Annotated in this window: 21 protein-coding genes and 1 pseudogene; 8 read left to right on the forward strand and 14 right to left on the reverse strand. The window is 34.9% G+C overall.

The features are described 5' to 3' along the window. Positions 1 to 10: 10 nt before the first annotated feature. Positions 11 to 2,866: a 2-oxoglutarate dehydrogenase E1 component gene (locus BkAM31D_RS12210; protein ID WP_066149522.1), complete on the reverse strand. Its 2,856-nt coding sequence runs from the start codon at positions 2,864 to 2,866 to the stop codon at positions 11 to 13. A 611-nt stretch (positions 2,867 to 3,477) separates the two neighbouring features. Here BkAM31D_RS12210 and BkAM31D_RS12215 point away from each other — a divergent pair. Further along, positions 3,478 to 3,765, forward strand: coding sequence for a hypothetical protein (locus BkAM31D_RS12215; protein WP_066149525.1), 288 nt, complete (start codon positions 3,478 to 3,480; stop codon positions 3,763 to 3,765). A gap of 96 nt (positions 3,766 to 3,861) precedes the next feature. On the opposite strand, the gene BkAM31D_RS12220 is transcribed toward BkAM31D_RS12215, so the two are convergent. Continuing rightward, positions 3,862 to 4,146, reverse strand: a complete 285-nt coding sequence (locus tag BkAM31D_RS12220) for a hypothetical protein (protein WP_066149529.1) — start codon at positions 4,144 to 4,146, stop codon at positions 3,862 to 3,864. Positions 4,147 to 4,311: 165 nt separating this feature from the next. Between BkAM31D_RS12220 and BkAM31D_RS12225 the strand changes: the two genes are divergently transcribed. Beyond that, complete coding sequence (locus BkAM31D_RS12225; protein ID WP_066149532.1) at positions 4,312 to 4,548, forward strand: hypothetical protein; 237 nt, start codon at positions 4,312 to 4,314, stop codon at positions 4,546 to 4,548. Positions 4,549 to 4,619: 71 nt separating this feature from the next. Continuing rightward, the gene (locus BkAM31D_RS12230) at positions 4,620 to 5,135 is read left to right on the forward strand and encodes a manganese efflux pump (RefSeq protein ID WP_066149536.1); all 516 of its coding nucleotides are present in this window, start codon (positions 4,620 to 4,622) and stop codon (positions 5,133 to 5,135) included. A gap of 202 nt (positions 5,136 to 5,337) precedes the next feature. Here the strand turns inward: BkAM31D_RS12230 and BkAM31D_RS24370 are convergent, their stop codons facing one another. Together BkAM31D_RS24370 and BkAM31D_RS12235 are read right to left on the reverse strand one after the other, a co-directional pair. Continuing rightward, positions 5,338 to 5,460 carry a hypothetical protein gene (locus tag BkAM31D_RS24370; protein ID WP_257391566.1) on the reverse strand — a complete coding sequence of 41 codons (123 nt, stop codon included), beginning with the start codon at positions 5,458 to 5,460 and terminating at the stop codon, positions 5,338 to 5,340. Positions 5,461 to 5,465: 5 nt separating this feature from the next. After that, positions 5,466 to 6,461, reverse strand: a complete 996-nt coding sequence (locus BkAM31D_RS12235; protein WP_066149539.1) for an AimR family lysis-lysogeny pheromone receptor — start codon at positions 6,459 to 6,461, stop codon at positions 5,466 to 5,468. 217 nt (positions 6,462 to 6,678) lie between these two features. Here BkAM31D_RS12235 and BkAM31D_RS12240 point away from each other — a divergent pair, with 217 nt between their 5' ends. Together BkAM31D_RS12240 and BkAM31D_RS12245 are read left to right on the forward strand one after the other, a co-directional pair. Beyond that, a complete protein-coding gene (locus BkAM31D_RS12240; protein ID WP_066149542.1) occupies positions 6,679 to 7,779 on the forward strand; it encodes a CotS family spore coat protein in 1,101 nt (366 codons plus the stop codon). Further along, positions 7,776 to 9,614 (forward strand): glycosyltransferase family 4 protein, encoded by a 1,839-nt coding sequence (locus BkAM31D_RS12245; protein ID WP_084371957.1) that lies wholly within the window; start codon positions 7,776 to 7,778, stop codon positions 9,612 to 9,614. The genes BkAM31D_RS12240 and BkAM31D_RS12245 overlap by 4 nt, the downstream gene beginning before the upstream one ends. A gap of 56 nt (positions 9,615 to 9,670) precedes the next feature. Here the strand turns inward: BkAM31D_RS12245 and BkAM31D_RS12250 are convergent, their stop codons facing one another. Then, positions 9,671 to 10,624: an NAD-dependent epimerase/dehydratase family protein gene (locus BkAM31D_RS12250; protein ID WP_066149545.1), complete on the reverse strand. Its 954-nt coding sequence runs from the start codon at positions 10,622 to 10,624 to the stop codon at positions 9,671 to 9,673. Further along, positions 10,621 to 11,895 (reverse strand): UDP-glucose dehydrogenase family protein, encoded by a 1,275-nt coding sequence (locus BkAM31D_RS12255; protein WP_066149548.1) that lies wholly within the window; start codon positions 11,893 to 11,895, stop codon positions 10,621 to 10,623. The genes BkAM31D_RS12250 and BkAM31D_RS12255 overlap by 4 nt, the downstream gene beginning before the upstream one ends. A 184-nt stretch (positions 11,896 to 12,079) precedes the next feature. Here BkAM31D_RS12255 and BkAM31D_RS12260 point away from each other — a divergent pair, with 184 nt between their 5' ends. Continuing rightward, positions 12,080 to 12,886 (forward strand): UTP--glucose-1-phosphate uridylyltransferase, encoded by an 807-nt coding sequence (locus tag BkAM31D_RS12260; protein WP_066149551.1) that lies wholly within the window; start codon positions 12,080 to 12,082, stop codon positions 12,884 to 12,886. A gap of 396 nt (positions 12,887 to 13,282) precedes the next feature. Beyond that, positions 13,283 to 13,480 (forward strand): hypothetical protein, encoded by a 198-nt coding sequence (locus tag BkAM31D_RS12265; protein WP_066149555.1) that lies wholly within the window; start codon positions 13,283 to 13,285, stop codon positions 13,478 to 13,480. Positions 13,481 to 13,524: 44 nt separating this feature from the next. On the opposite strand, the pseudogene BkAM31D_RS12270 reads toward BkAM31D_RS12265, so the two are convergent. The 3 genes and pseudogenes from BkAM31D_RS12270 to BkAM31D_RS12280 form a co-directional block, all read right to left on the reverse strand. Then, positions 13,525 to 13,740: pseudogene (locus BkAM31D_RS12270) on the reverse strand (tunnelling fold family protein); the annotation flags it as partial. A 39-nt stretch (positions 13,741 to 13,779) separates the two neighbouring features. Next, a complete protein-coding gene (locus BkAM31D_RS12275) occupies positions 13,780 to 14,946 on the reverse strand; it encodes a site-specific integrase (protein ID WP_066149558.1) in 1,167 nt (388 codons plus the stop codon). Between the two features lie 57 nt (positions 14,947 to 15,003). Further along, positions 15,004 to 15,234, reverse strand: a complete 231-nt coding sequence (locus BkAM31D_RS12280; RefSeq protein ID WP_066149561.1) for a hypothetical protein — start codon at positions 15,232 to 15,234, stop codon at positions 15,004 to 15,006. Positions 15,235 to 15,364: 130 nt separating this feature from the next. Here BkAM31D_RS12280 and BkAM31D_RS12285 point away from each other — a divergent pair, with 130 nt between their 5' ends. Next, positions 15,365 to 15,601 carry a helix-turn-helix domain-containing protein gene (locus BkAM31D_RS12285; protein WP_066149564.1) on the forward strand — a complete coding sequence of 79 codons (237 nt, stop codon included), beginning with the start codon at positions 15,365 to 15,367 and terminating at the stop codon, positions 15,599 to 15,601. A gap of 4 nt (positions 15,602 to 15,605) precedes the next feature. Here the strand turns inward: BkAM31D_RS12285 and BkAM31D_RS12290 are convergent, their stop codons facing one another. The 5 genes from BkAM31D_RS12290 to BkAM31D_RS12310 form a co-directional block, all read right to left on the reverse strand. Then, a complete protein-coding gene (locus BkAM31D_RS12290; protein WP_066149566.1) occupies positions 15,606 to 16,049 on the reverse strand; it encodes a hypothetical protein in 444 nt (147 codons plus the stop codon). Position 16,050: 1 nt separating this feature from the next. Beyond that, entirely contained in the window at positions 16,051 to 16,452 is a 402-nt protein-coding gene (locus BkAM31D_RS12295) for a hypothetical protein (protein WP_085449796.1), read from the reverse strand. 298 nt (positions 16,453 to 16,750) lie between these two features. Then, entirely contained in the window at positions 16,751 to 16,954 is a 204-nt protein-coding gene (locus tag BkAM31D_RS12300; RefSeq protein ID WP_066149572.1) for a hypothetical protein, read from the reverse strand. After that, on the reverse strand, positions 16,951 to 17,577 hold the full coding sequence (locus BkAM31D_RS12305; protein WP_066149575.1) for a replication-relaxation family protein: 627 nt from the start codon (positions 17,575 to 17,577) through the stop codon (positions 16,951 to 16,953). The genes BkAM31D_RS12300 and BkAM31D_RS12305 overlap by 4 nt, the downstream gene beginning before the upstream one ends. Further along, the gene (locus tag BkAM31D_RS12310; RefSeq protein ID WP_066149578.1) at positions 17,577 to 18,830 is read right to left on the reverse strand and encodes an FtsK/SpoIIIE domain-containing protein; all 1,254 of its coding nucleotides are present in this window, start codon (positions 18,828 to 18,830) and stop codon (positions 17,577 to 17,579) included. Before BkAM31D_RS12310 ends, BkAM31D_RS12305 begins: the two co-directional genes overlap by 1 nt. Positions 18,831 to 18,839: the final 9 nt, after the last annotated feature.

Consider the following 18,839-nt stretch of genomic DNA (forward strand, 5'->3'; position numbering starts at 1 on the left):
AGGCCTCCTCTTATTGTTTACGTGTCAACGATTCATTTACAATACGTTCTTGCTCTTTCTTATGAGCAACCGGATCTCCTTCAGCAGGGCTTGAACGGTGAGTTCGGCCAATATAACTTACAGCTGCCCCTTCTGGAGTGATCTCACGAATACGAGATTCAATATAAGGCCAAGCGCCCATATTTTTAGGTTCTTCTTGTACCCAAACAATCTCTTTTAAGTTTGTATAGCGTGCAAATAGTTCACGGATTTGTTTTTTCGGGAATGGGTAAAGTTCTTCCACTCTAGCGATATGCAGCCAATCCCAATCCTTATCTGTTTCTTTTTGAATACGATCAGATAAATCAATTGAAATTTTACCACTACTTAAAACAATACGCTCAACTTTATCCGTTTCGCTACCGAGTCCCGCCTGTTCAAAAACAGGTAAAAACTCACCTTCACTAAATTCAGAATGTGTTGATGCAACAACTTGATTACGTAATAAGCTCTTAGGTGTCATTATAATAAGTGGACGAACAGCATCCTTTTCAAGGATTTTCGCCTGTCTTCTTAAAATATGGAAATACTGCGCTGCAGAAGTACAATTTGCAATCGTCCAGTTATTTTCCGCTGCTAAAACTAGGAAACGTTCAACACGACCACTTGAATGTTCAGGACCTTGCCCTTCATATCCATGAGGCAATAGAATTACGATACCTGATTTTTGTCCCCATTTAGCACGACCTGCAGAAATCCATTGGTCAAATATTACTTGTGCACCGTTAGCAAAATCGCCAAATTGAGCTTCCCATAGTACTAATGTTTCAGGTGCTTGAACATTATAACCATACTCAAATCCCACTACTGCTTGCTCTGATAAAGGACTATTATACACAGCGAATGATGCATTTGCTTTTTCAAACGTATGAAGTGGAGTATGAAGCTCATTCGTTTTGCTGTCATGTAAAACTAAATGACGATGTGCAAATGTACCGCGCTCTGAATCTTGACCTGTTAAACGAATTGGTGTGCCATCGTGAAGGATTGTAGCAAATGCTAGTGTTTCGGCAAGTGCCCAATCGATTTTTCCGTTTTCATCAAATGATTGCAAGCGACGCTTTAAGATTTTTTCAAGCTTAGTGTTAGCTGAAAAACTTTCTGGCCACCTTAATAGATCTTCGTTGATGTCTTTTAATACATCTAGAGGAACACTTGTTTTCACTCTAGGTAGTCCGTTAACTACAACATCTGGTGGTGACATTTCTTTAATTTCTTTTGATTTGTTTTTAACAACATCATCATATTGAGATTGAAGATATTCTTGAATCTCTTTATCTAACTCATCACCGTATGTTTTTTCAATAACAGCTTTGTCTGCAAGTTGATTCGCATAAATTGCACGCGCTGTTGGATGCTTACGAATGATGCTATATGTGTGTGGCTGTGTTACAGCTGGTTCATCCATTTCATTATGACCTAGTCGTCTATAACCGATTAAGTCTATTAAGAAATCCTTTTTAAAACGCTTGCGATATTGTACTGCCAAATGAATTGCCGCAATACATGCTTCAGGATCATCTGCATTCACGTGAACAATTGGAATTTCAAACCCTTTTGCAGGATCACTAGCATATGTAGTAGAACGTGAGTCATACGTCTCCGTTGTAAAGCCAATATTGTTATTAGCAATGATATGAAGAGACCCGCCAGTCTGATAACCTTTCAATCTGCTAAGGTTTAATGTTTCTGTTACAATTCCTTGACCAGGAAAAGCTGCATCACCATGAATCAGAATTGAATAAGCTTTCGATACCGTTTGCTCAGGGAAACCTTTTGACGTTCGTACTTCTTGTGCTGCTCTAGCATATCCTTCAACAATTGGACTAACAAACTCAAGATGACTTGGGTTATTTGCTAGTGAAACAGTTGCTTCAGCCGTATTTTCTTCACGAATTTGACGATCTGCACCTAAGTGATACTTAACATCGCCCGTCCAGCCATTTATTCCTTTAGAACCTCCGGAAGGATCTTGATCCTTACTTGGTGCATGTAAGAATTCTGAAAAAATCATTTTATATGGTTTGCTCAAAGTATGTGCTAATACATTTAAACGACCGCGGTGTGCCATTCCAATTAGAACATTTTGAGTTCCTTCATGAACGACTTCACGAACAGCTTCATCTAACATCGGTACTAAAATGTCTAAACCTTCAATAGAGAAGCGTTTTTGTCCTACAAATGTACGATGAATAAATTTCTCAAATCCTTCAACTTGTGTTAAACGCTTTAACAGGTTAAGGCGTTGTTGTTTCGTCATGTTAGGCAGATACATTCCAGATTCAACCATTTTCATTAACCATTCGCGCTCTTCCATGTCGTGAACATGATTAAATTCAAAAGCTACCGTTTTTGTATAAACATCTTTCAGATAATTAATGGCATCTAAACCGTTTTTAACGTGTGCTGGTGCGTTCGTACAAAGCATATCTACAGGAACTTCCTTTAAGAATTCTTCTGTAAGATCATACTGACTAAGCTCCAACAAATGACTATTATTATCATTTTTAGTAATAGGATTAATATCTGATACTAAATGGCCTTTCCTACGTATCATATCAGCCAATTTCACAGCATTTACATATTTCCTTACCAAATCGGGTGAGGCAGCAGAAGCAATCGCATTGGCTACAGGTTGTGCCTGGTTTTGACTTTGAACTTGAACATCCGATGGTGGTGGACCCCAAATTTCAAATAACTCTCTTAGATCCTCTTCTACAGCTTCAGGGTTTTTTGAATACTCTTCATAAAGCTCAATTGCTACGCCAAGATTTGGACCATGAAACCCTTGCCATGGTTCTTCCGCTTTGTGCCCCTTGCTTGACATAATTTAATGACCTCCTAGTTTAACTTGAAGTTAAATCTATGAATTTTAAAATAATATAACGCTTTCATGAATATTTTAACATGTTTGACACAATTATTAAAGGTAATATTCATGAAAAATTCATTTTTTTTAGATCGATCTAACCCTCTTGATTCCTAAAATTTTAGAAAGTAGAATTAACTTCAGTACAATTGAAATTTTAAAACTTTTTATTCAGAAAATCTAGTTATTTCTGAGAAAAGCTTGAAAATTTTTCTACATTTAACCAAAACCTAACCAAAACCGTCTAAATTCAGGATGAAATCACAAAGGATGAAAAACTAATGATCGTAATCGACCAAACAAATAAGCAAATACTCTCAAGTTCATGTCTAAATTGCCAAGACCCGTCATTTCAGCCACCTAATCGTTCTTTTCCAACAATTGGATGTTGTTCACATAGCCCTAATTTCTACTTACTTGAAATAGCTAATATGTGCTGACAAGATCCAGTCTTTTTTTATTCAAAGATTCTGAATCATCCACAAGCAGAAATAGATCCCTTTTCAATCAAAATTCATGCGAATGTAAGCTCTCATTACATGCAAGAAAAGACTGAAGGACTTTCGGAAATGGAAAATGAGGATCTCAAGCTTTCTTATTCAACGTGCCAATTCTTTTATAATGGCTGTACTTTAAAACCATCATTTAAGAGTGCTGTATGTCGAACTTTTATTTGTATGACTATTGAAGAGTCACTTTCTGAGACTAAACAAGATGAACTTCAATACTGGAATCGAGTTTTTCAAAAGGAAGAAAAAGACTTCCAAGCCTTTCATGTAAAAGAATTACAAAAACGTAATATCAATCTATTAGATAATCCGCACAAGCTCATAAAGTATTTTCAAGAGGATGTATAAAGAATCTAAAACAATTAGGTGCTTTCTTTAACCCTAATTAGAAATGGGTAGCTATGACCTTGAGAGGAGTAAATCACTCTACTCAAGGCTTTTTAGCTATTCTCCATCATCTTGTTGAATAAACCAACCAATTAACTGCTTCTTTTCACTTTCTGTAAATTGATACAGTGGTGAATCGCAGCCCTCTTCTCTTAAAATGACTTGAAGCACCTCACCGGATTCTCCAACAATGATCAATGCTTCTGGTTCTTCAAGTTCATCCGGAACATCGCCATCAAATGTTACAACAAAGTGCTTCCACTGTTGTACAGAATAAGAATCAATTATCTCAAAATTCCGAAGCTTACATTCACTATATTTTTCAAAAGTTAAATCAATCATCCCTATATCTCACTTTCTACTTGATAATAATTGGTTTTCTCTCTTGTTACGTCCAAATAACCACCTATACTAGCTTCATTTTACCAGTTTGTCTCAACAATGCATAACTATTTTGTTTCGTTACATAATTGAATCATAAGATAAATAATGGAGTGATTAAAACAAATGGAAATGAACTTACCATCAAAAGAAAGTCAAATCCCTTGTTTAGTTAAAATTGAGCCTGAAAATGGAATCTATACATTACGAACCTTTGATACAAGCGGTCGTCAATTTTCAAATGGACATGAATTGGTTGCTTGGATCAAACGAAACTGGGAACCTATTCAATTTCAAAACCCTGATCAGTATATCCAGTTGTTACACGCAATTAAAGATGAATTAGCTGATTTATACGAGTAATAATCAGAAACGATTCTAGCATAGACAAGCAAAGCATATACTCTCAACACAACATTTGCTGAGGTGGGTATATGCTAGCTTTCATCCTTCTTCTACTCCTTTCTGTACTCGTAAGCATCGATGCTTTTGCAATTGGTTTCTTATTTGGATTAAAACGGATTCGGATACCACTCGTCATTATCGGACTCATTGCACTATTTTCAAGTTTCGTTATATTCTTTTCGATGGGAGTAGGACGGTTTATCGGGGAAATTATTCCTTCTTCTATCATTCAAACATTTGCTGGAATTTTGTTAATCGGCATCGGTTTATATAATCTTTTCTTTGATATGCCAGTATATCGCAAATCTTATTTTGTGATGATCGCTTTATTAATGAATGTTGATAGCTTAGGTTATGGAATTCAAGCCGGTCTCGCTGAACGCTCCTTTTGGTTTGCTCCTTTAGCTGGGATTATTATTTTTACTGCCTTTATTATTGGAATCATTTATGGGCATGAGACAAAAAGTCGCTTTATTCTACGTTATATGGCTGTTATTCCTAGTATGATCTTTGTTATTTTAGGGATCAGCAAACTCCTTGCATGAAACTACATAATACGCTTCATTGGCTTCCATTACTTCGAACGCTGTCTCATTTTATCAAAATATGCGCTTGCCTTGGAAATAATCGAGGATTGATATGCTGAAATGTTGCTTTTCCTAATATAATCATGCTAATAAATAAAAACAGATCCACTTAACAATCGTTAAATGGACCTGTTTTTATTTATAACTTTCACAATCAAATTCAAAAGGCTTGATCAACAGTTTTAACTCGATCGCTTCCATTTGGAATTGCTAAATCAGATGTTTGCGGAACTGCTAAAACGATTAAAGCAATGGCCACTATACCTAACATAGCTTTTTTCATAACCATCACCTCCTTCCCCCATTATTCAATTGTTCCAGAGGTAACTGTTGAAAGTAATAATCACCTGCTAATTCAAAATATTTACTTGATTTTTGAAAATAGAGATGTTCACCTGTCGCTAAGCCTCGATAATACTGTTCAAAACCATGAACATAATCGTTACCAATTCCAGCCTTTACTTCATCCAGTACAACCAAAGCTTTTTCTCTTTGATTCTTTTTAATCAAGTAAAAGACTAGCTCCAGTTTCTCGTCCATCCTTGTTTCATAATCTAAATTTAAATTAACTTTCTCTGACTCATTCCAATAACACAATGTAAAGTTCCTGTTCATTTGGGCCTGCGTCAATATTCTAGTATGTTGAATAAGTTGTGCAATTTGTATAGAAGCTTCAAAATGCTTGAGGGCCTGTTTTCGATCAGAAAGGATATAAGAATTTCCTAAATTGTTATAGGCGATTGCTTTCATAAGTGGTGTTAACGCAATTTCTAACAATTCTTTGCCGCAAGCTCTTGATTGTTCAAGCTCATTTTGATGAAGATGAATCGCTTGCATGATTAACTTTTGTCTACAAAGTAGTGATGTTTTCATAAATCCATCTTGGAGATTCGGAATTTCTACTTTAACAAGTTCACCCAACGAGGTCCTCATTTCAAAATTTTTCATATCATAATAATTATAAAGTTGAAAAACTTTAATCAAAGTCGATAATTCTTTTGATTGAACTCTCTTATAGGTTAATTGCTTAGTTACGTCAATTATATCTTTCTCTTGCTTATATACTAAATGATCAATTAAATATACCTCTGCCCACTCTCTGCTTTCTTCATTTGAACTCATTAAAAGCTTTTCCATTAACTTTTCAAGCAAATCTGATTTACCATTTATAACTAGATATTCCAAAGAAACTCTAGCTAGGTATGAATCTGGGTCAATATGAGCAACAAACAATTCTAGGTCATCAATCGAATTAAATAGATCTGCTGTTATTGTTTTATACATATACCAACCCCCTTAATTTTATTATTCAGAAACATAATGATGACTATTTCGGACACTTTACTTTTTTTTCCTTCTTTTTCTTCACCAAAATCTTTTTTAGGTCTTTGTACCCGACTATTTCATTATTCATTGTTTTCCTTTTTCTAGGTAATTAACTATACGAATCATTTCATAGTCGAATATGCTACTAAAGACTATACAGAAATGGGGGATCATAATGTCAGAACAACTCATTGTACCTTGGGATCTCGATGGTACTCTTGAAGATGACTTTTTTGTACCAGAATATATAGTTGATATGGCTCAAGTTGTCCTAACTCACTATGACTTAAAGGTCAGCCATCTCGAAGTTGTCACTACAAAAGCGGACAAAGGTGGCCTTATTTGGAAAATGGAAACTGATAAAGGTCCATTTAGTTTAAAAATCCTTCACAGGAGACCTGGACGAAGTCAATTTAGCCTTGGTGCACAAGAATATTTAGTAAAAGAGAAAGATGCTCGAGTTCCTCCTCTTTTCAAAACGAAAACAGGAGAAGATTATGTTGAAATGGGAGGAAAACTTTGGTTTGTAGCCGAATGGGTGGAACCTCTTTATCCAGTAGCAAATGATTTAGAGGGAGCTAAGTTACTCTGCCATGCACTCGGTGAATTTCATCGTCTTTCAAAAGGTTATGTTCCGCCAAAAGGAGCGGAAAAGCCAAGCCGCGTCCATCGTTGGCCAAAATCTTATGAGAAAGTCTTAAAGAAAATGGATTGGTTCCGCAAAATCGCCATCTCCTATCCTGAAATGCCGGCAAGTCAAGCTATCCTCAACCATGTCGATATGTTTGAACAACAAGCACATCAAGCACTTGAACAACTTAAACAATCTTCCTACTATGAGTTAGCAGCTAGAGGTAATACATCTTGGGGTCTCGTCCACCAAGATTACGGCTGGTCAAATGGTCAAATGGGGCCGAATGGAATGTGGATCATTGATTTGGATGGCGTTGCTTATGACCTTCCAATTCGAGACTTGCGTAAACTGATTACAGGCCAAATGGATGATATGGGTGTTTGGGATGTCAATTGGATGAAAGGTATGATTGAAGCGTATCATGAAGCGAACCCAATTGAAGAGGAACTATATGAGATTCTTCTAATTGATATGTCTTTACCAAACGAATTTTATAAAAACGTAAAAGAAATGGTCTATGAACCAACTGTTTTTCTAGACTCTGAAGTTGAAGCTCTTTGTAATCGAATTGCCGAGACAGATAAAACAAAATGGCCAGCAATTGAAGAGTTAAAAGAGTGGAAAGGAGTTCAGTCTAAATGAAAATTCTCATGATCTGTACCGAAAAACTGCCTGTTCCTGCAGTTAGAGGCGGAGCCATTCAGACTTATATTGACGGAGTCTCACCTACACTTGCTAAAAATCATGATCTAACGATTTTAGGAACAACAGATGACTCTTTGCCAAACGATGAGAAAGTTAACAACATCAGATATGTACGAACACCTGGTGGACTGTTAGAAGATTATCGTGATAATGTTAAGCAATTTCTTCAGTCATCAGAAGCTGAATCCTATGACCTAATTCACATTTTTAATAGACCTAGATTAGTGCTTGCTGTAAGAGAATGTGCCCCAAACGCCCGCATTGTTCTAAGTATGCATAACGATATGTTTAAACTAGAAAAAATCGACCCTGAAGAAGCTGAGGCTGCAATTGATCAACTTGATAAAATTATTACTGTTAGTGATTATATAGGGAAAACCATTTCAGACTTATTTCCAAAAGCAGCTGGTAAATTAAAGACCATTTATTCTGGTGTTGATATTGATCGTTTCGTCCCTCCTCATTCAAAAAAGGCATTAGAAATGCGTGAAGAGATTAGAAAAGAACACAATCTAAATGGCAAAAAAGTCATCTTATTTGCCGGTCGTCTTTCAGCCAATAAAGGAGCAGATATCCTCGTTCAAGCCATGCCACTTATCGCAAAGAAACACTCCGACATCGCTCTCGTACTCGTTGGAAGCAAATGGTTTAGCGTCAATGAAGTAAGTGACTATGTAGCCTATGTACGTTCATTAGCTGCTAGATTGCCAATACCAGTTGTTAATACTGGATTTGTTGCCCCAAGTGAAATACAAAAATGGTTTGCTGCAGCGGATGTTTTCGTCTGCCCTTCCCAATGGCAAGAACCTCTCGCAAGAGTTCATTATGAAGCGATGGCATCAGGACTACCTATTATTACGACGGCACGAGGTGGGAATCCTGAAGTTATTAACCCTAATGAGAATGGATATGTTGTTGAGAACCCTGAAGAACCACAAGCATTTGCCGACCTCTTAATTCCTTTACTATCCGACCCTAAACTAGGAAAGAAATTAGGACTGAATGGTAGAAAATTAGCCGAAGACAACTTCACTTGGAATCGTGTCATTAATGACATTTCGACTGTATGGGATGAAGTCGAACACAAAATAAAAAACAAAATTTCAATTACAGCTGAACAAGAAGCAGATGAAATCAAAGAAAAAATGATTGTAGATACTTTAGATGAGGAAAATAAGGTAACAACTAGTGAAATGAAAGAATTGGATGAACAGCCTACCATTATAGAAAGCGTAGAAGTAGTTGATGAGCTTGAAATGGTTGATGTTGAGACGAATGAACCTTCTACAGAACCTGAAGTTGAAGCTCCTGTAGGGTTTGAAGAGCTTGAATTAGTCGGAGAACCTAACAAAGAAGGAACGCTTGAAACCAAAGAGAAAGTAACGGAAACAGTCGATGATTCATTAGAAAAAGAAGAAGAACCTGTGGATATAAATGACTCATCACAAACAGAATATGATCAAGTGGTCGATCTTTCTAAGCATCGTGCAAAAACAAAAAAACCAAGAAAATTACAATTGTCAGACATTATAAACAACCCATTATTTATTGACTCGCTACTCTCAAATGTAAAAATGAAGACTGGAACAAGTCAAAACGATAATGAGACGGCGCAAAAGATTATCAGTGATTTCGAAAAGCTTCTAAAAGGTCAACTTGATTTGCAAAATCCTCAAACTACGAGAGAATATATTCAATCAATCAATGACATCACATCCGCTAAACTTTTTTACAAAATAGCCAATAAAAAAAGACGAAGAAGAAATAATTAATAGGATAAAACCTTTCCTTATCACTAAGGAAAGGTTTTATCCATTCATGAAACAATCTATTCTTTTATATTGCCTATTTGTTTTATATAATCAATTTCCCTCATCAAACCTTCTTTTAAACTAATACGCGGTTGATAGTTTAGCAATCGCTCTGCCTTAGTTATATCAGCCCACGTGTGCATTGGCTCTCCAATTGCTTTTTTCTCAAATTGGATTTTAATGTTCTTATTTAATAATTGCTCAAGTAATCTAATTACTTCTATTACAGAAGCCCTTTCTTTTCCCCCTATATTAATTGTTTCACCTACCACGTTATCAGCAAAGGCTACTGCCGCCGTAGCAGTTGCACAATCAGTAACAAAAGTGAAATCTCGTGATTGTTTTCCATTGCCAAAAATGTGTATTGGTTGATCTTCGAGGGCATGACGAATGAATTTATGAAAAGCCATATCACTTCTTTGTCTAGGTCCATAGACTGTAAAATACCTGAGAATAACAGTTGGTACTCCAAAGCTTTTCCGATAAACATGGCACAAATATTCGCCTGTTAATTTCGTAATACCATATGGGGAAAGTGGTTCAGGCTTTGCTTCTTCAGATACTTTCCCTTCTTTTTCACCATAAATGGATGAAGTAGATGAATAGATAAACTTGCTTAATGAAACATTTTTACACGCTTCCAATAATCGTTGGGTCACATCAATATTATTCCTTACATATTTTTTAAAATCTGTGCCCCAGCTAGAACGAACGCCCGGAATACCTGCTAAATGAAAGACATAATCTACTCCTTCTAAATACTTTTCCCAATCTATTGTCAAAAGGTCCTCTTGAATAAATTGAAATTGAGGGTTTGTTACGAGGCTTACAATATTTTTTTCAGTAATCAATTTCTTGGTAGGTCCAATGAAATAATCAATACCGATTACATTAACATTTTTCTGTTGAAGAAGTTGTTCACATAAATTTGAACCAATAAATCCAGCTGCACCTGTTACTAATATTTTCATGATCTAGCCACCCCTATATATGTTAACCCATGGTGTTTAATAACTCTTGGACTTAAACAATTACGGCAATCTAGTAATAGATCTCCTGCCATTCTATTTGTCACTTGATTCCAATCAGCCTGTAAAAAATGTGGCAAGTCTGTTGCGATGATTAATGCACTTGCATGTTCTACTGATTTATATAGATCGTCATGTAATGTAGCACTTTTAATATGTGTTACAACCGGATCATAGACATGAACTTCTGCTCCTTCTTCTACTAAACGTTCAATTAGTTTCATAGCTGGGGAATGACTATTATCATCGCTATTTGGATTGAAAGCCGCTCCCCATACCGTTATTTTCGTTGACTTTATTTGTTGTAGTTCTTTTAACTTGTCAAGATATACATCAACTAAACGATCATTAATTTTTTGGGCTGCTTGAAGGAGATAAGGAGGAGTGCCACGTTCTAAAGACTGGTTTCCAAGTGAAGCTAAGTCTAATGGAAGACAAGAACCACCATAACCTAAACCAGCTTGTAACAAATGAGGTCCAATTCTTGGGTCTGTCCCTAGTCCAAGGGCAACGTCATTAATATCGACTTTGTACGAATCACTAATTTGCGCTAGTTCATTAATAAAAGCCAATTTCACTGCTAAAAACGCATTAGATGCATATTTAATCATTTCTGCACCATTTAGATTTGTGATAATCATAGGGGCATCAATTTTCTGGTACAACTTCTGCAGGATCGTAATCGGTTTTGGATTATCGACACCTAATACAATTTTGTCAGGATGTAACATATCAGCAATCGCTGTTCCTTCCCTTACAAATTCCGGGTTCGAAACAACATCGAAATATTCTCTTCCAAGTCCCCCTTCTTCAAACATATTTATCATTTGTTCATTCGTTCCAATAGGTACTGTACACTTCGTTAGAATGACTTTATAAGAATCTATTAATGGAATAAGATCTTTTGCTACATCTAAATAAAAAGTTAGGTTTGTACTTTTATCCATGCCTCGTTCGGTTGTTACCGTGATAAAAACAATTGTACTTTTCTTCACCGCTTCCTTGAAATTTGTCGTAAATTTTAATGTCCCTCGTTCGGTATTTTTTAAAATAAGCGACTCTAAGCCAGGTTCGTAGATAGAGCTTTTACCATCTAGTAATCTCTTTATCTTTTCATTGTCATAATCTACACAAAACACTTTATGTCCAAAGTCGGCTAATACAGCTGAAGTCGTTAATCCAACATAATCTGCGCCAATCACACATACATTCATAGCTTCGACTCCTCACAATAAGATAAAACCCAATTTTTATATCTTATTAGAAGCCATAAAGATGAGTGTCGGCTAATAGCCTATATGTGTAAACGCCCTTTTAAAAATGGACTACTTCCAAATACTCATTTAAGAGAATAAGATATCAAGACTAATAAGCACTTTCAAAAAAGGGAGGGGAATCATGCATATTAAGAAGGCCATTATACCTGCTGCTGGTTACGGAACTAGAAGCCTCCCGATTACAAAAGTAATCCCAAAAGAAATGTTTCCGATTAAAGGAAAACCAGCTATACATTATATCGTCGAAGAAGCGATTACTGCTGGAATTGAAGAAATTTTGATTATCGTTTCCCGAAATAAAAATATGATTATTGATTACTTTGACCGATCACTTGAATTAGAATCGTTTCTAGAAAAGAGCAATAAGCTTCATCTATTAAAAAAGCTCTCCTTACCAAATATTCACATACAATATACACGTCAACCCTTTGCCCGTGGACTTGGTGATGCTATTTCATTAGGTGAGCCGTTTGTGAACAATGAACCGTTTGCTGTCCTGCTCCCCGATGACATCTTTTTAGGAGCTAGTTTAAATGAACTTATAGATGTATATAAAGAAACCCAAAAGAGTGTAATTGGAATACAATCTGTTGCTGAATCCGAGCTCCATCAATACGGCGTCATTGCTGGAAAACAACTAGGTACACATTTGTATCAAGTTACAGATCTTGTTGAAAAACCACAAACATCTCCTCCTTCGAAATTAGCAGTCGTCGGTCGCTATGTTCTAAATCCTGACATATTTACTTACTTACAAAAAGTAAAACCTGGTAGAGGTGGAGAGATTCAACTTACAGATGCATTGCAATTAATGGTTTCTGACCTCGACTGTTATGGCCGTGAATTAAATGGAAAACGCTATGATATCGGTAAGGATATTGACTATTTTGAGCTATTAAAAAAGGTATACAATCAGAATAATCATTAAAAAAACAGGTTCAACCACTTCCGTTGAACCTGTTTGCTATAAATTCTCTCGTCGCTTAAGAGTCCTTTTAATAAACTGCCAAGAGAAATATAATGCTATAACCATAAGCAACTTAATCGTAATCGCGAAAATGACCGTTTCTTTCGTCACTATTTTATCGCCTCTCTTTCTTAATAAGGATTGACGAGCTTTGTTTTTTCTATTCATCTAATAAATAAAAACACTAAAAGCAACAATCAAGCATAAATTGTCTAATTCTGAATATGATGCTAATTGTCATATACATTTGTTACGTTTACTTTTTTTAAAAATGGTTAAACTAGTAATGGAGGTTTCATTTACCTTAACATTAACTTAAACAGACACGTCAATATTCCTTTAAAGGAGCTGATTAGTATGAAGAGATTCCATGTTTTCGTAGAATTTATAAGCGGAATAAAAATTGATTTCACTACTAAGTCAGATATTAGAAAGGAAATGTTTCGCCAAAAGATTGACGGTGAGGATTGTATCGTAACAGATGACAATATTGTCTTAAATGTCTCTAAAATAAAGGCCTTAAAGATTCAAAAGGTTAACCGATATACAGCTTAATAACAAAGAAAGGCAGGAATCATTAGATTCCTGCCTTTCTACTTTTATCTATTATCTACCGTTTCCGGATACAAGTCATGGTTCATCATGCGGTATTCAGCCATTTTTTCATACTTTGTTCCAGGCTTGCCATAATTTGTATAAGGATCGATGCTAATACCACCACGCGGGGTAAACTTTCCCCATACTTCAATATATCGCGGATCCATTAACTCAATTAAATCATTCATAATAATATTCATACAATCTTCGTGGAAATCAAAGAACTGCAAACCTAGTTGTATCAACAGATTGAGAAATTACTGATTATGTTGGTTGCTTTTATGGTCACTTAATTTGAACAAATCATCAAATTTACTTATCGCTTCACGCTGCATAGATGGCAAAGCGTGGCTATAGACTCCTAGGGTAATATTCACATTTTTATGCCCCAGCCTCTCTTGAATTATCTTAGGGTTGACATTCTTAGAAAGTAAGTATGTTGAATGTGTATGCCTTAAATCATGCAATCTAATCTTTGGTAAATTTAATTGTTCAATTGTTACCTTAAAAGCCCTCCTGAAATTGTTAGGATGTACCCAATTACCAGTTTGTGTACAAACAACTAAATCATACTTGAGATAAGTATTACCTACAATTTTTATTTCATTTTCAAGGAACGATTTATGTTGCTTCAAAGACTCTACTAAAGAATCAGAAATATAAATAACTCTAATTGCAGAAGTGGTTTTTCCTTCATCAACAAAATTATAACTGTTATTATCATTTCTAGCTAATGTTTGTCGAACATATATCATTTTATTTTCAAGGTCAACATCTTTCCATCTTAGTCCAAGAACTTCTGACATTCTCATACCTGTTTGAATTGATATACTAAAACCTATGAAATGTCTGGTTATATTGAGAATCTTGTTCGGTGCATCTAAGAATTTATAAATATCTTCTTCATCCCAAACACGAATCTTTTTAACTTCTCTAGGTAGCGAGATATCTGACAAAACATCTTCCTTTAACAATCCTTTTCTCATTGCCTTTTTAAGCACCTCAGCAACTACCCCATAAGCTGATCTTATTGTTGCAGGTGCTAACCCTCTTTCTTTATGTAAAGTCATGATATAGCTCTGTATTAGCTCCTCGCCTATGTCCTTGACTTTGACTTCACCTAAATAAGGGAGAATATTGTAATTTAATTGTTCTTGATAATTCCTAATTGTACTTGGTCTTAATTTTACTTTCTTAGCTTCAAACCACTTATTAATAAAGGATTCAAGCTTGAAATTATTAGAGTTTACAACGTTATTGTTATTCTCTAAATCTAATTTCAATTTCGATAAAGCAAGTTCAGCTTCCTTTTTACTACTGAATCCCCTTCGTTTAAGTTGTTTTCTTTTTCCTGTCTCAGGATCTTTGGCTATATTTAATACAAAGTAATACTTTCCACTTTCATCTTTTTTTATAGAAGCCATAACGTCACCTCGAATGAAGTGACCAACTAACCGTTACTAATAAATTTTATCAAAATATCAAGCTGAAATATACTCCTCTAAATAATCAATATCTCCCATAACTTCTTTATAAGGAACATACTCACATCCTACACAATCATATTCCTCTAAAATCTCATCTTTTTTCATTGTTAATTTTAAAATAAACAACCCTTCTTCTACTTCCACAGCACCTTCAATTGAGTCTGGAAAATTTCTTAAATCCTCAAGTGTGTTAATTCCTTCGATTTTGTAGTTTGTCTTTTGCATTATTGATTGCCTCCTAGAATGTAATATTTTGATTTCTTAATAAAGAATATAACGGCAGACGATAAACGTCAAGAATTATTTCCCTGTTGATAAAAATAATGTATAATATTAATAAAGGATGGGGATATAAATGATTAAATTCAAATTAAGAGAATTATTACATAAGCATGATATCACTAGAAATGCACTTGCTCGTGAAGCTAAGGTTAGACCAAATCTTATTTATGAAATCTGTGATAACCAAACAAAGCGTATTGAGGTAAAAACATTGAATCAGCTTGTTTCAACCCTTAGAAAAATGACAAACACAGATATAAATATTACTGACATCTTCGAATATATTGAAGAAAAAACAAAAAACGACTAAATTATTAGTCGTTTTGAAAGCGATCAGCCGTTATTCTAAAATCTTCTAGTCGTATTAAAGTTTCTGTAAGCTCATCTTCGCCTGTAGACTCAAGCGTGAAGATGTTATTACGAAAAGTCATTATGGTACTCATTGTTTGTAGGATTATGATTCTCTCCTCTTGAGTGAAGCTGTCATGTAGTTCGTTTTGAAAAGTTTCTTCATTTACGAAATAAGTGGTTCTAAAGTGTGCAAAGTGCTCATTCTGCTCCTCTGCAGTATCTTCTTTTTTATCCATCATTTCCTCAATAATGTCAATTATCATATGAGCATCATTCCACAGATTTTGATCAATAGTATCAGGTGATGTTCCGTACACACTCTCACTTGTAGAAGTAGCTCCACAGGCTGAGAGAAATAATACAACAATTATTATTAAAGAATATACAAACTTAAACTTATTACTCATCTTAAAGACCCTCCTCGAAACCATCGAGCCAGTCCTTAACTTCCGGATAGTCCAATAAGTTCAACTCTAAAACTTGATTAGTATTCTCTCTGTCGATTTTTATCAAATGCTCTTTATTTCCTGCAATTACAATAAATTTATATGGGTAAGGAGTTGCAATTATTTCATTTACGTATCTTTTCTTTTCCTTAAAAAAGTAGTCATGAATTTTTAATGTATCCTCTGCTTCTAAATCCCAATCAATTTTTCCCTTAGTATCAATTAACTTTGGTTCCCCTTCCATCTTACTTTCTGTATTATCAGTGGCACCAAATTGCTTATTCGACAATCCCAAAGATTGTTTTAAAAGTTGATTAGTCTCCGTTTGCCTTTCAATTAATTCTGCAAAACCAATTAATATCATCCCCCCAACAAAAGCACTAGCAAAAATCAGAAAAAATATCCCCAAGAAACTTCATACCGAGTGGTATAGTACCCCACATCCACTGTACCGAACACGAATGCTAAAATTAATCCAGCTACCATTTCCCCAATTCCAATAAGGAAAAGTATTTTTGCTATCCTATTTTTATAATCCAAAAGAACCACCCCATATTTATTAATAATAAGAAAATTTTACCATATAAACTCAAAAAAAGATTTAGAAAATTGTAAAAAGTAAATGGGTGCTTTTTCTTTAAGCACCCATTTAGCAATTCACTTTATCCATTTTTCCATACATTCTTTTCCATCCACTCGTTATAGACTTCCTGTATTGTCCGGTTTTCCGTACACTCCCTCTCGAATACATTATTTTTAATATCATACTCAATCAATCTCTTCACATAGTCGGTAAAGTTATGTTGTAAAGCATGATCAAGTAAATGCTTTTCATTATCTTCAAAATGTACATGCTTACGCTTCATGTTGCATCTCTCCTTGTTTGATTCAACATGTTTCTAATTAGATCACTAATACTTTTCACTTGAATAACAGGAAATTCATCAACCTCAATTTTGTATTTTTTATTTGTAATAATTAATACATAAGGGAAAACAATCTCCCTCCCCTTTTGCCAACTTTCATTGTGCCAATCGTTACTATTGAAATATTCTTTATATCGCTGTATCTTTGCTTTCATTACCTTCTCAGAGTAAATAGAGTTTTGAATTTCCAAGAAAAATGGATAATGATTAAATTCAAAGAAAGCATCCGGCTCAACAGTACCTTTCTTCCCATACTTAGGCTCAGTATGAAACTCTTTTAGTAGTCCAGTAACTTTTAACTCTATATAAGGATCAGCAATACTTAAAAAATGATCGACTTTCTGAGAATCCTTTTTCATTCCTGAATTAGCTGGAAAATAAACATATGGCTGTCTGTTTACATTTGCTTTTATATACCCTCTATCTCTTAATCGTTTCAAAGCATAATTAGCATTAGTAATCGGATTCTTTAAATGACCATAAAACAGTTTTGCAACCTGATCACGACTTAAACAACGGAACTCTTCAAGGCTTCTCAAGATGCTTTTGTCTCGTTGCTTCACTACTTATCTCCTCCGAATAAGTCATCAATTGTCAATTTCTTAATCACAGGTTTTGATTGCTCTTTCTTTTCTTCGTTAGATTCAATTATTTCATTACAGTTCGGGAAACTCCATGTAATAGCTTCTCGCTTCACTTCTTCCTCTTTTCTCTTATATGGCTCCAATAACTTCTCAGCAATCTCTTCTTCTAATAACGGTGCTTGAACTTCCATTGCTTCATCTAATTTAAGAATGAAACGACCTTTATCTTCCATGCTAATTTTTTCAGATCCGATTGTATTTGTAATACGACTATTGATTAAATCAGCATGACGGAAGCCCATTCTAATAGTAATATTCTGCTTGATTAATCCGTTCATAACTTGAGCTTCTGCTCTTTGAGTTGCAAGCAATAAGAAGATACCAAATGCTCTACCTTGTGCTGATATGGTTTCGATTAAATTTATAGAGTCTTTTTTATCTTTTAGTTGTGCAAATTCATCAATTACCAAAAGAACATATGGAATTTTTTTATCATGATATCTGTCATTATATTTTTCAATACCAGTAAGCTTTTCTTGTTCTCCTATCAGTCTCTTACGATCATCTAATTCCTTCTTTACCGCCTTTATATTGTTATATATATCATCCATTTCACAAGCTATCTTACCTTGAACATGCTCGACATCTCCGAATAAATGAAACTCAGTAAACTTTGGATCACAAAGGTATAAATGAAGCTCACTGGACTTTTTAAATTGGATTAATGTAGCTAAGATTTGCCTAACTCCAGCTGACTTACCTGAACCATTTTCACCGGCTGCTAATAAATGAGGCTTACCATCTGCCATATCCCATACTATATATTCACCATCTAGGTTAACTCCACCGAATATAGGTAACTTCATTCCTTCAATCGCAGGTAAGAATTTTTTATAATCGTAAATGAATTTCTTTGGTATTGTTCTATTGCTAACTGTTAGCGTATATTTTTTTATAGAGTCAGTTTCAATTTTGAGAGTGCGTCCGAATACTTGATAAAAGGCGTACTCCTTTTTCTTTATCTCTTTAGGATCTTGACCATTTAACAGTGTAAAAACATACTCAATACGATTTTCATTAAATTTGATTGAATGAATTTTAGGATAGATACGCTTCTTATACTTTTCGCTTGTGTACTCCATATAAATACCTGATACATCAAACGCTTCAATTAACTTCTTCTGCAACAATTTCTCTTGCTTATCTGCCTTCATCTTCTCCAATAGCCTCATTAAATCACC

This window comes from Halalkalibacter krulwichiae (assembly GCF_002109385.1).
Lineage (GTDB): Bacteria > Bacillota > Bacilli > Bacillales > Bacillaceae_D > Halalkalibacter > Halalkalibacter krulwichiae.

Bases quoted from the DNA above. Each gene is read 5' to 3' on its own strand.
- BkAM31D_RS24370 (WP_257391566.1), bottom strand. From the start codon at position 5,460: ATGAAAAAAGCTATGTTAGGTATAGTGGCCATTGCTTTAATCGTTTTA.
- BkAM31D_RS12225 (WP_066149532.1), top strand. From the start codon at position 4,312: ATGGAAATGAACTTACCATCAAAAGAAAGTCAAATCCCTTGTTTAGTT.
- BkAM31D_RS12230 (WP_066149536.1), top strand. From the start codon at position 4,620: ATGCTAGCTTTCATCCTTCTTCTACTCCTTTCTGTACTCGTAAGCATC.
- BkAM31D_RS12280 (WP_066149561.1), bottom strand. From the start codon at position 15,234: ATGCAAAAGACAAACTACAAAATCGAAGGAATTAACACACTTGAGGAT.
- BkAM31D_RS12240 (WP_066149542.1), top strand. From the start codon at position 6,679: ATGTCAGAACAACTCATTGTACCTTGGGATCTCGATGGTACTCTTGAA.
- BkAM31D_RS12245 (WP_084371957.1), top strand. From the start codon at position 7,776: ATGAAAATTCTCATGATCTGTACCGAAAAACTGCCTGTTCCTGCAGTT.
- BkAM31D_RS12300 (WP_066149572.1), bottom strand. From the start codon at position 16,954: ATGAAGCGTAAGCATGTACATTTTGAAGATAATGAAAAGCATTTACTT.
- BkAM31D_RS12290 (WP_066149566.1), bottom strand. From the start codon at position 16,049: ATGAGTAATAAGTTTAAGTTTGTATATTCTTTAATAATAATTGTTGTA.
- BkAM31D_RS12265 (WP_066149555.1), top strand. From the start codon at position 13,283: ATGAAGAGATTCCATGTTTTCGTAGAATTTATAAGCGGAATAAAAATT.
- BkAM31D_RS12210 (WP_066149522.1), bottom strand. From the start codon at position 2,866: ATGTCAAGCAAGGGGCACAAAGCGGAAGAACCATGGCAAGGGTTTCAT.
- BkAM31D_RS12295 (WP_085449796.1), bottom strand. From the start codon at position 16,452: ATGATATTAATTGGTTTTGCAGAATTAATTGAAAGGCAAACGGAGACT.
- BkAM31D_RS12215 (WP_066149525.1), top strand. From the start codon at position 3,478: ATGGAAAATGAGGATCTCAAGCTTTCTTATTCAACGTGCCAATTCTTT.
- BkAM31D_RS12220 (WP_066149529.1), bottom strand. From the start codon at position 4,146: ATGATTGATTTAACTTTTGAAAAATATAGTGAATGTAAGCTTCGGAAT.
- BkAM31D_RS12235 (WP_066149539.1), bottom strand. From the start codon at position 6,461: ATGTATAAAACAATAACAGCAGATCTATTTAATTCGATTGATGACCTA.
- BkAM31D_RS12255 (WP_066149548.1), bottom strand. From the start codon at position 11,895: ATGAATGTATGTGTGATTGGCGCAGATTATGTTGGATTAACGACTTCA.
- BkAM31D_RS12250 (WP_066149545.1), bottom strand. From the start codon at position 10,624: ATGAAAATATTAGTAACAGGTGCAGCTGGATTTATTGGTTCAAATTTA.
- BkAM31D_RS12275 (WP_066149558.1), bottom strand. From the start codon at position 14,946: ATGGCTTCTATAAAAAAAGATGAAAGTGGAAAGTATTACTTTGTATTA.
- BkAM31D_RS12285 (WP_066149564.1), top strand. From the start codon at position 15,365: ATGATTAAATTCAAATTAAGAGAATTATTACATAAGCATGATATCACT.
- BkAM31D_RS12310 (WP_066149578.1), bottom strand. From the start codon at position 18,830: ATGAGGCTATTGGAGAAGATGAAGGCAGATAAGCAAGAGAAATTGTTG.
- BkAM31D_RS12260 (WP_066149551.1), top strand. From the start codon at position 12,080: ATGCATATTAAGAAGGCCATTATACCTGCTGCTGGTTACGGAACTAGA.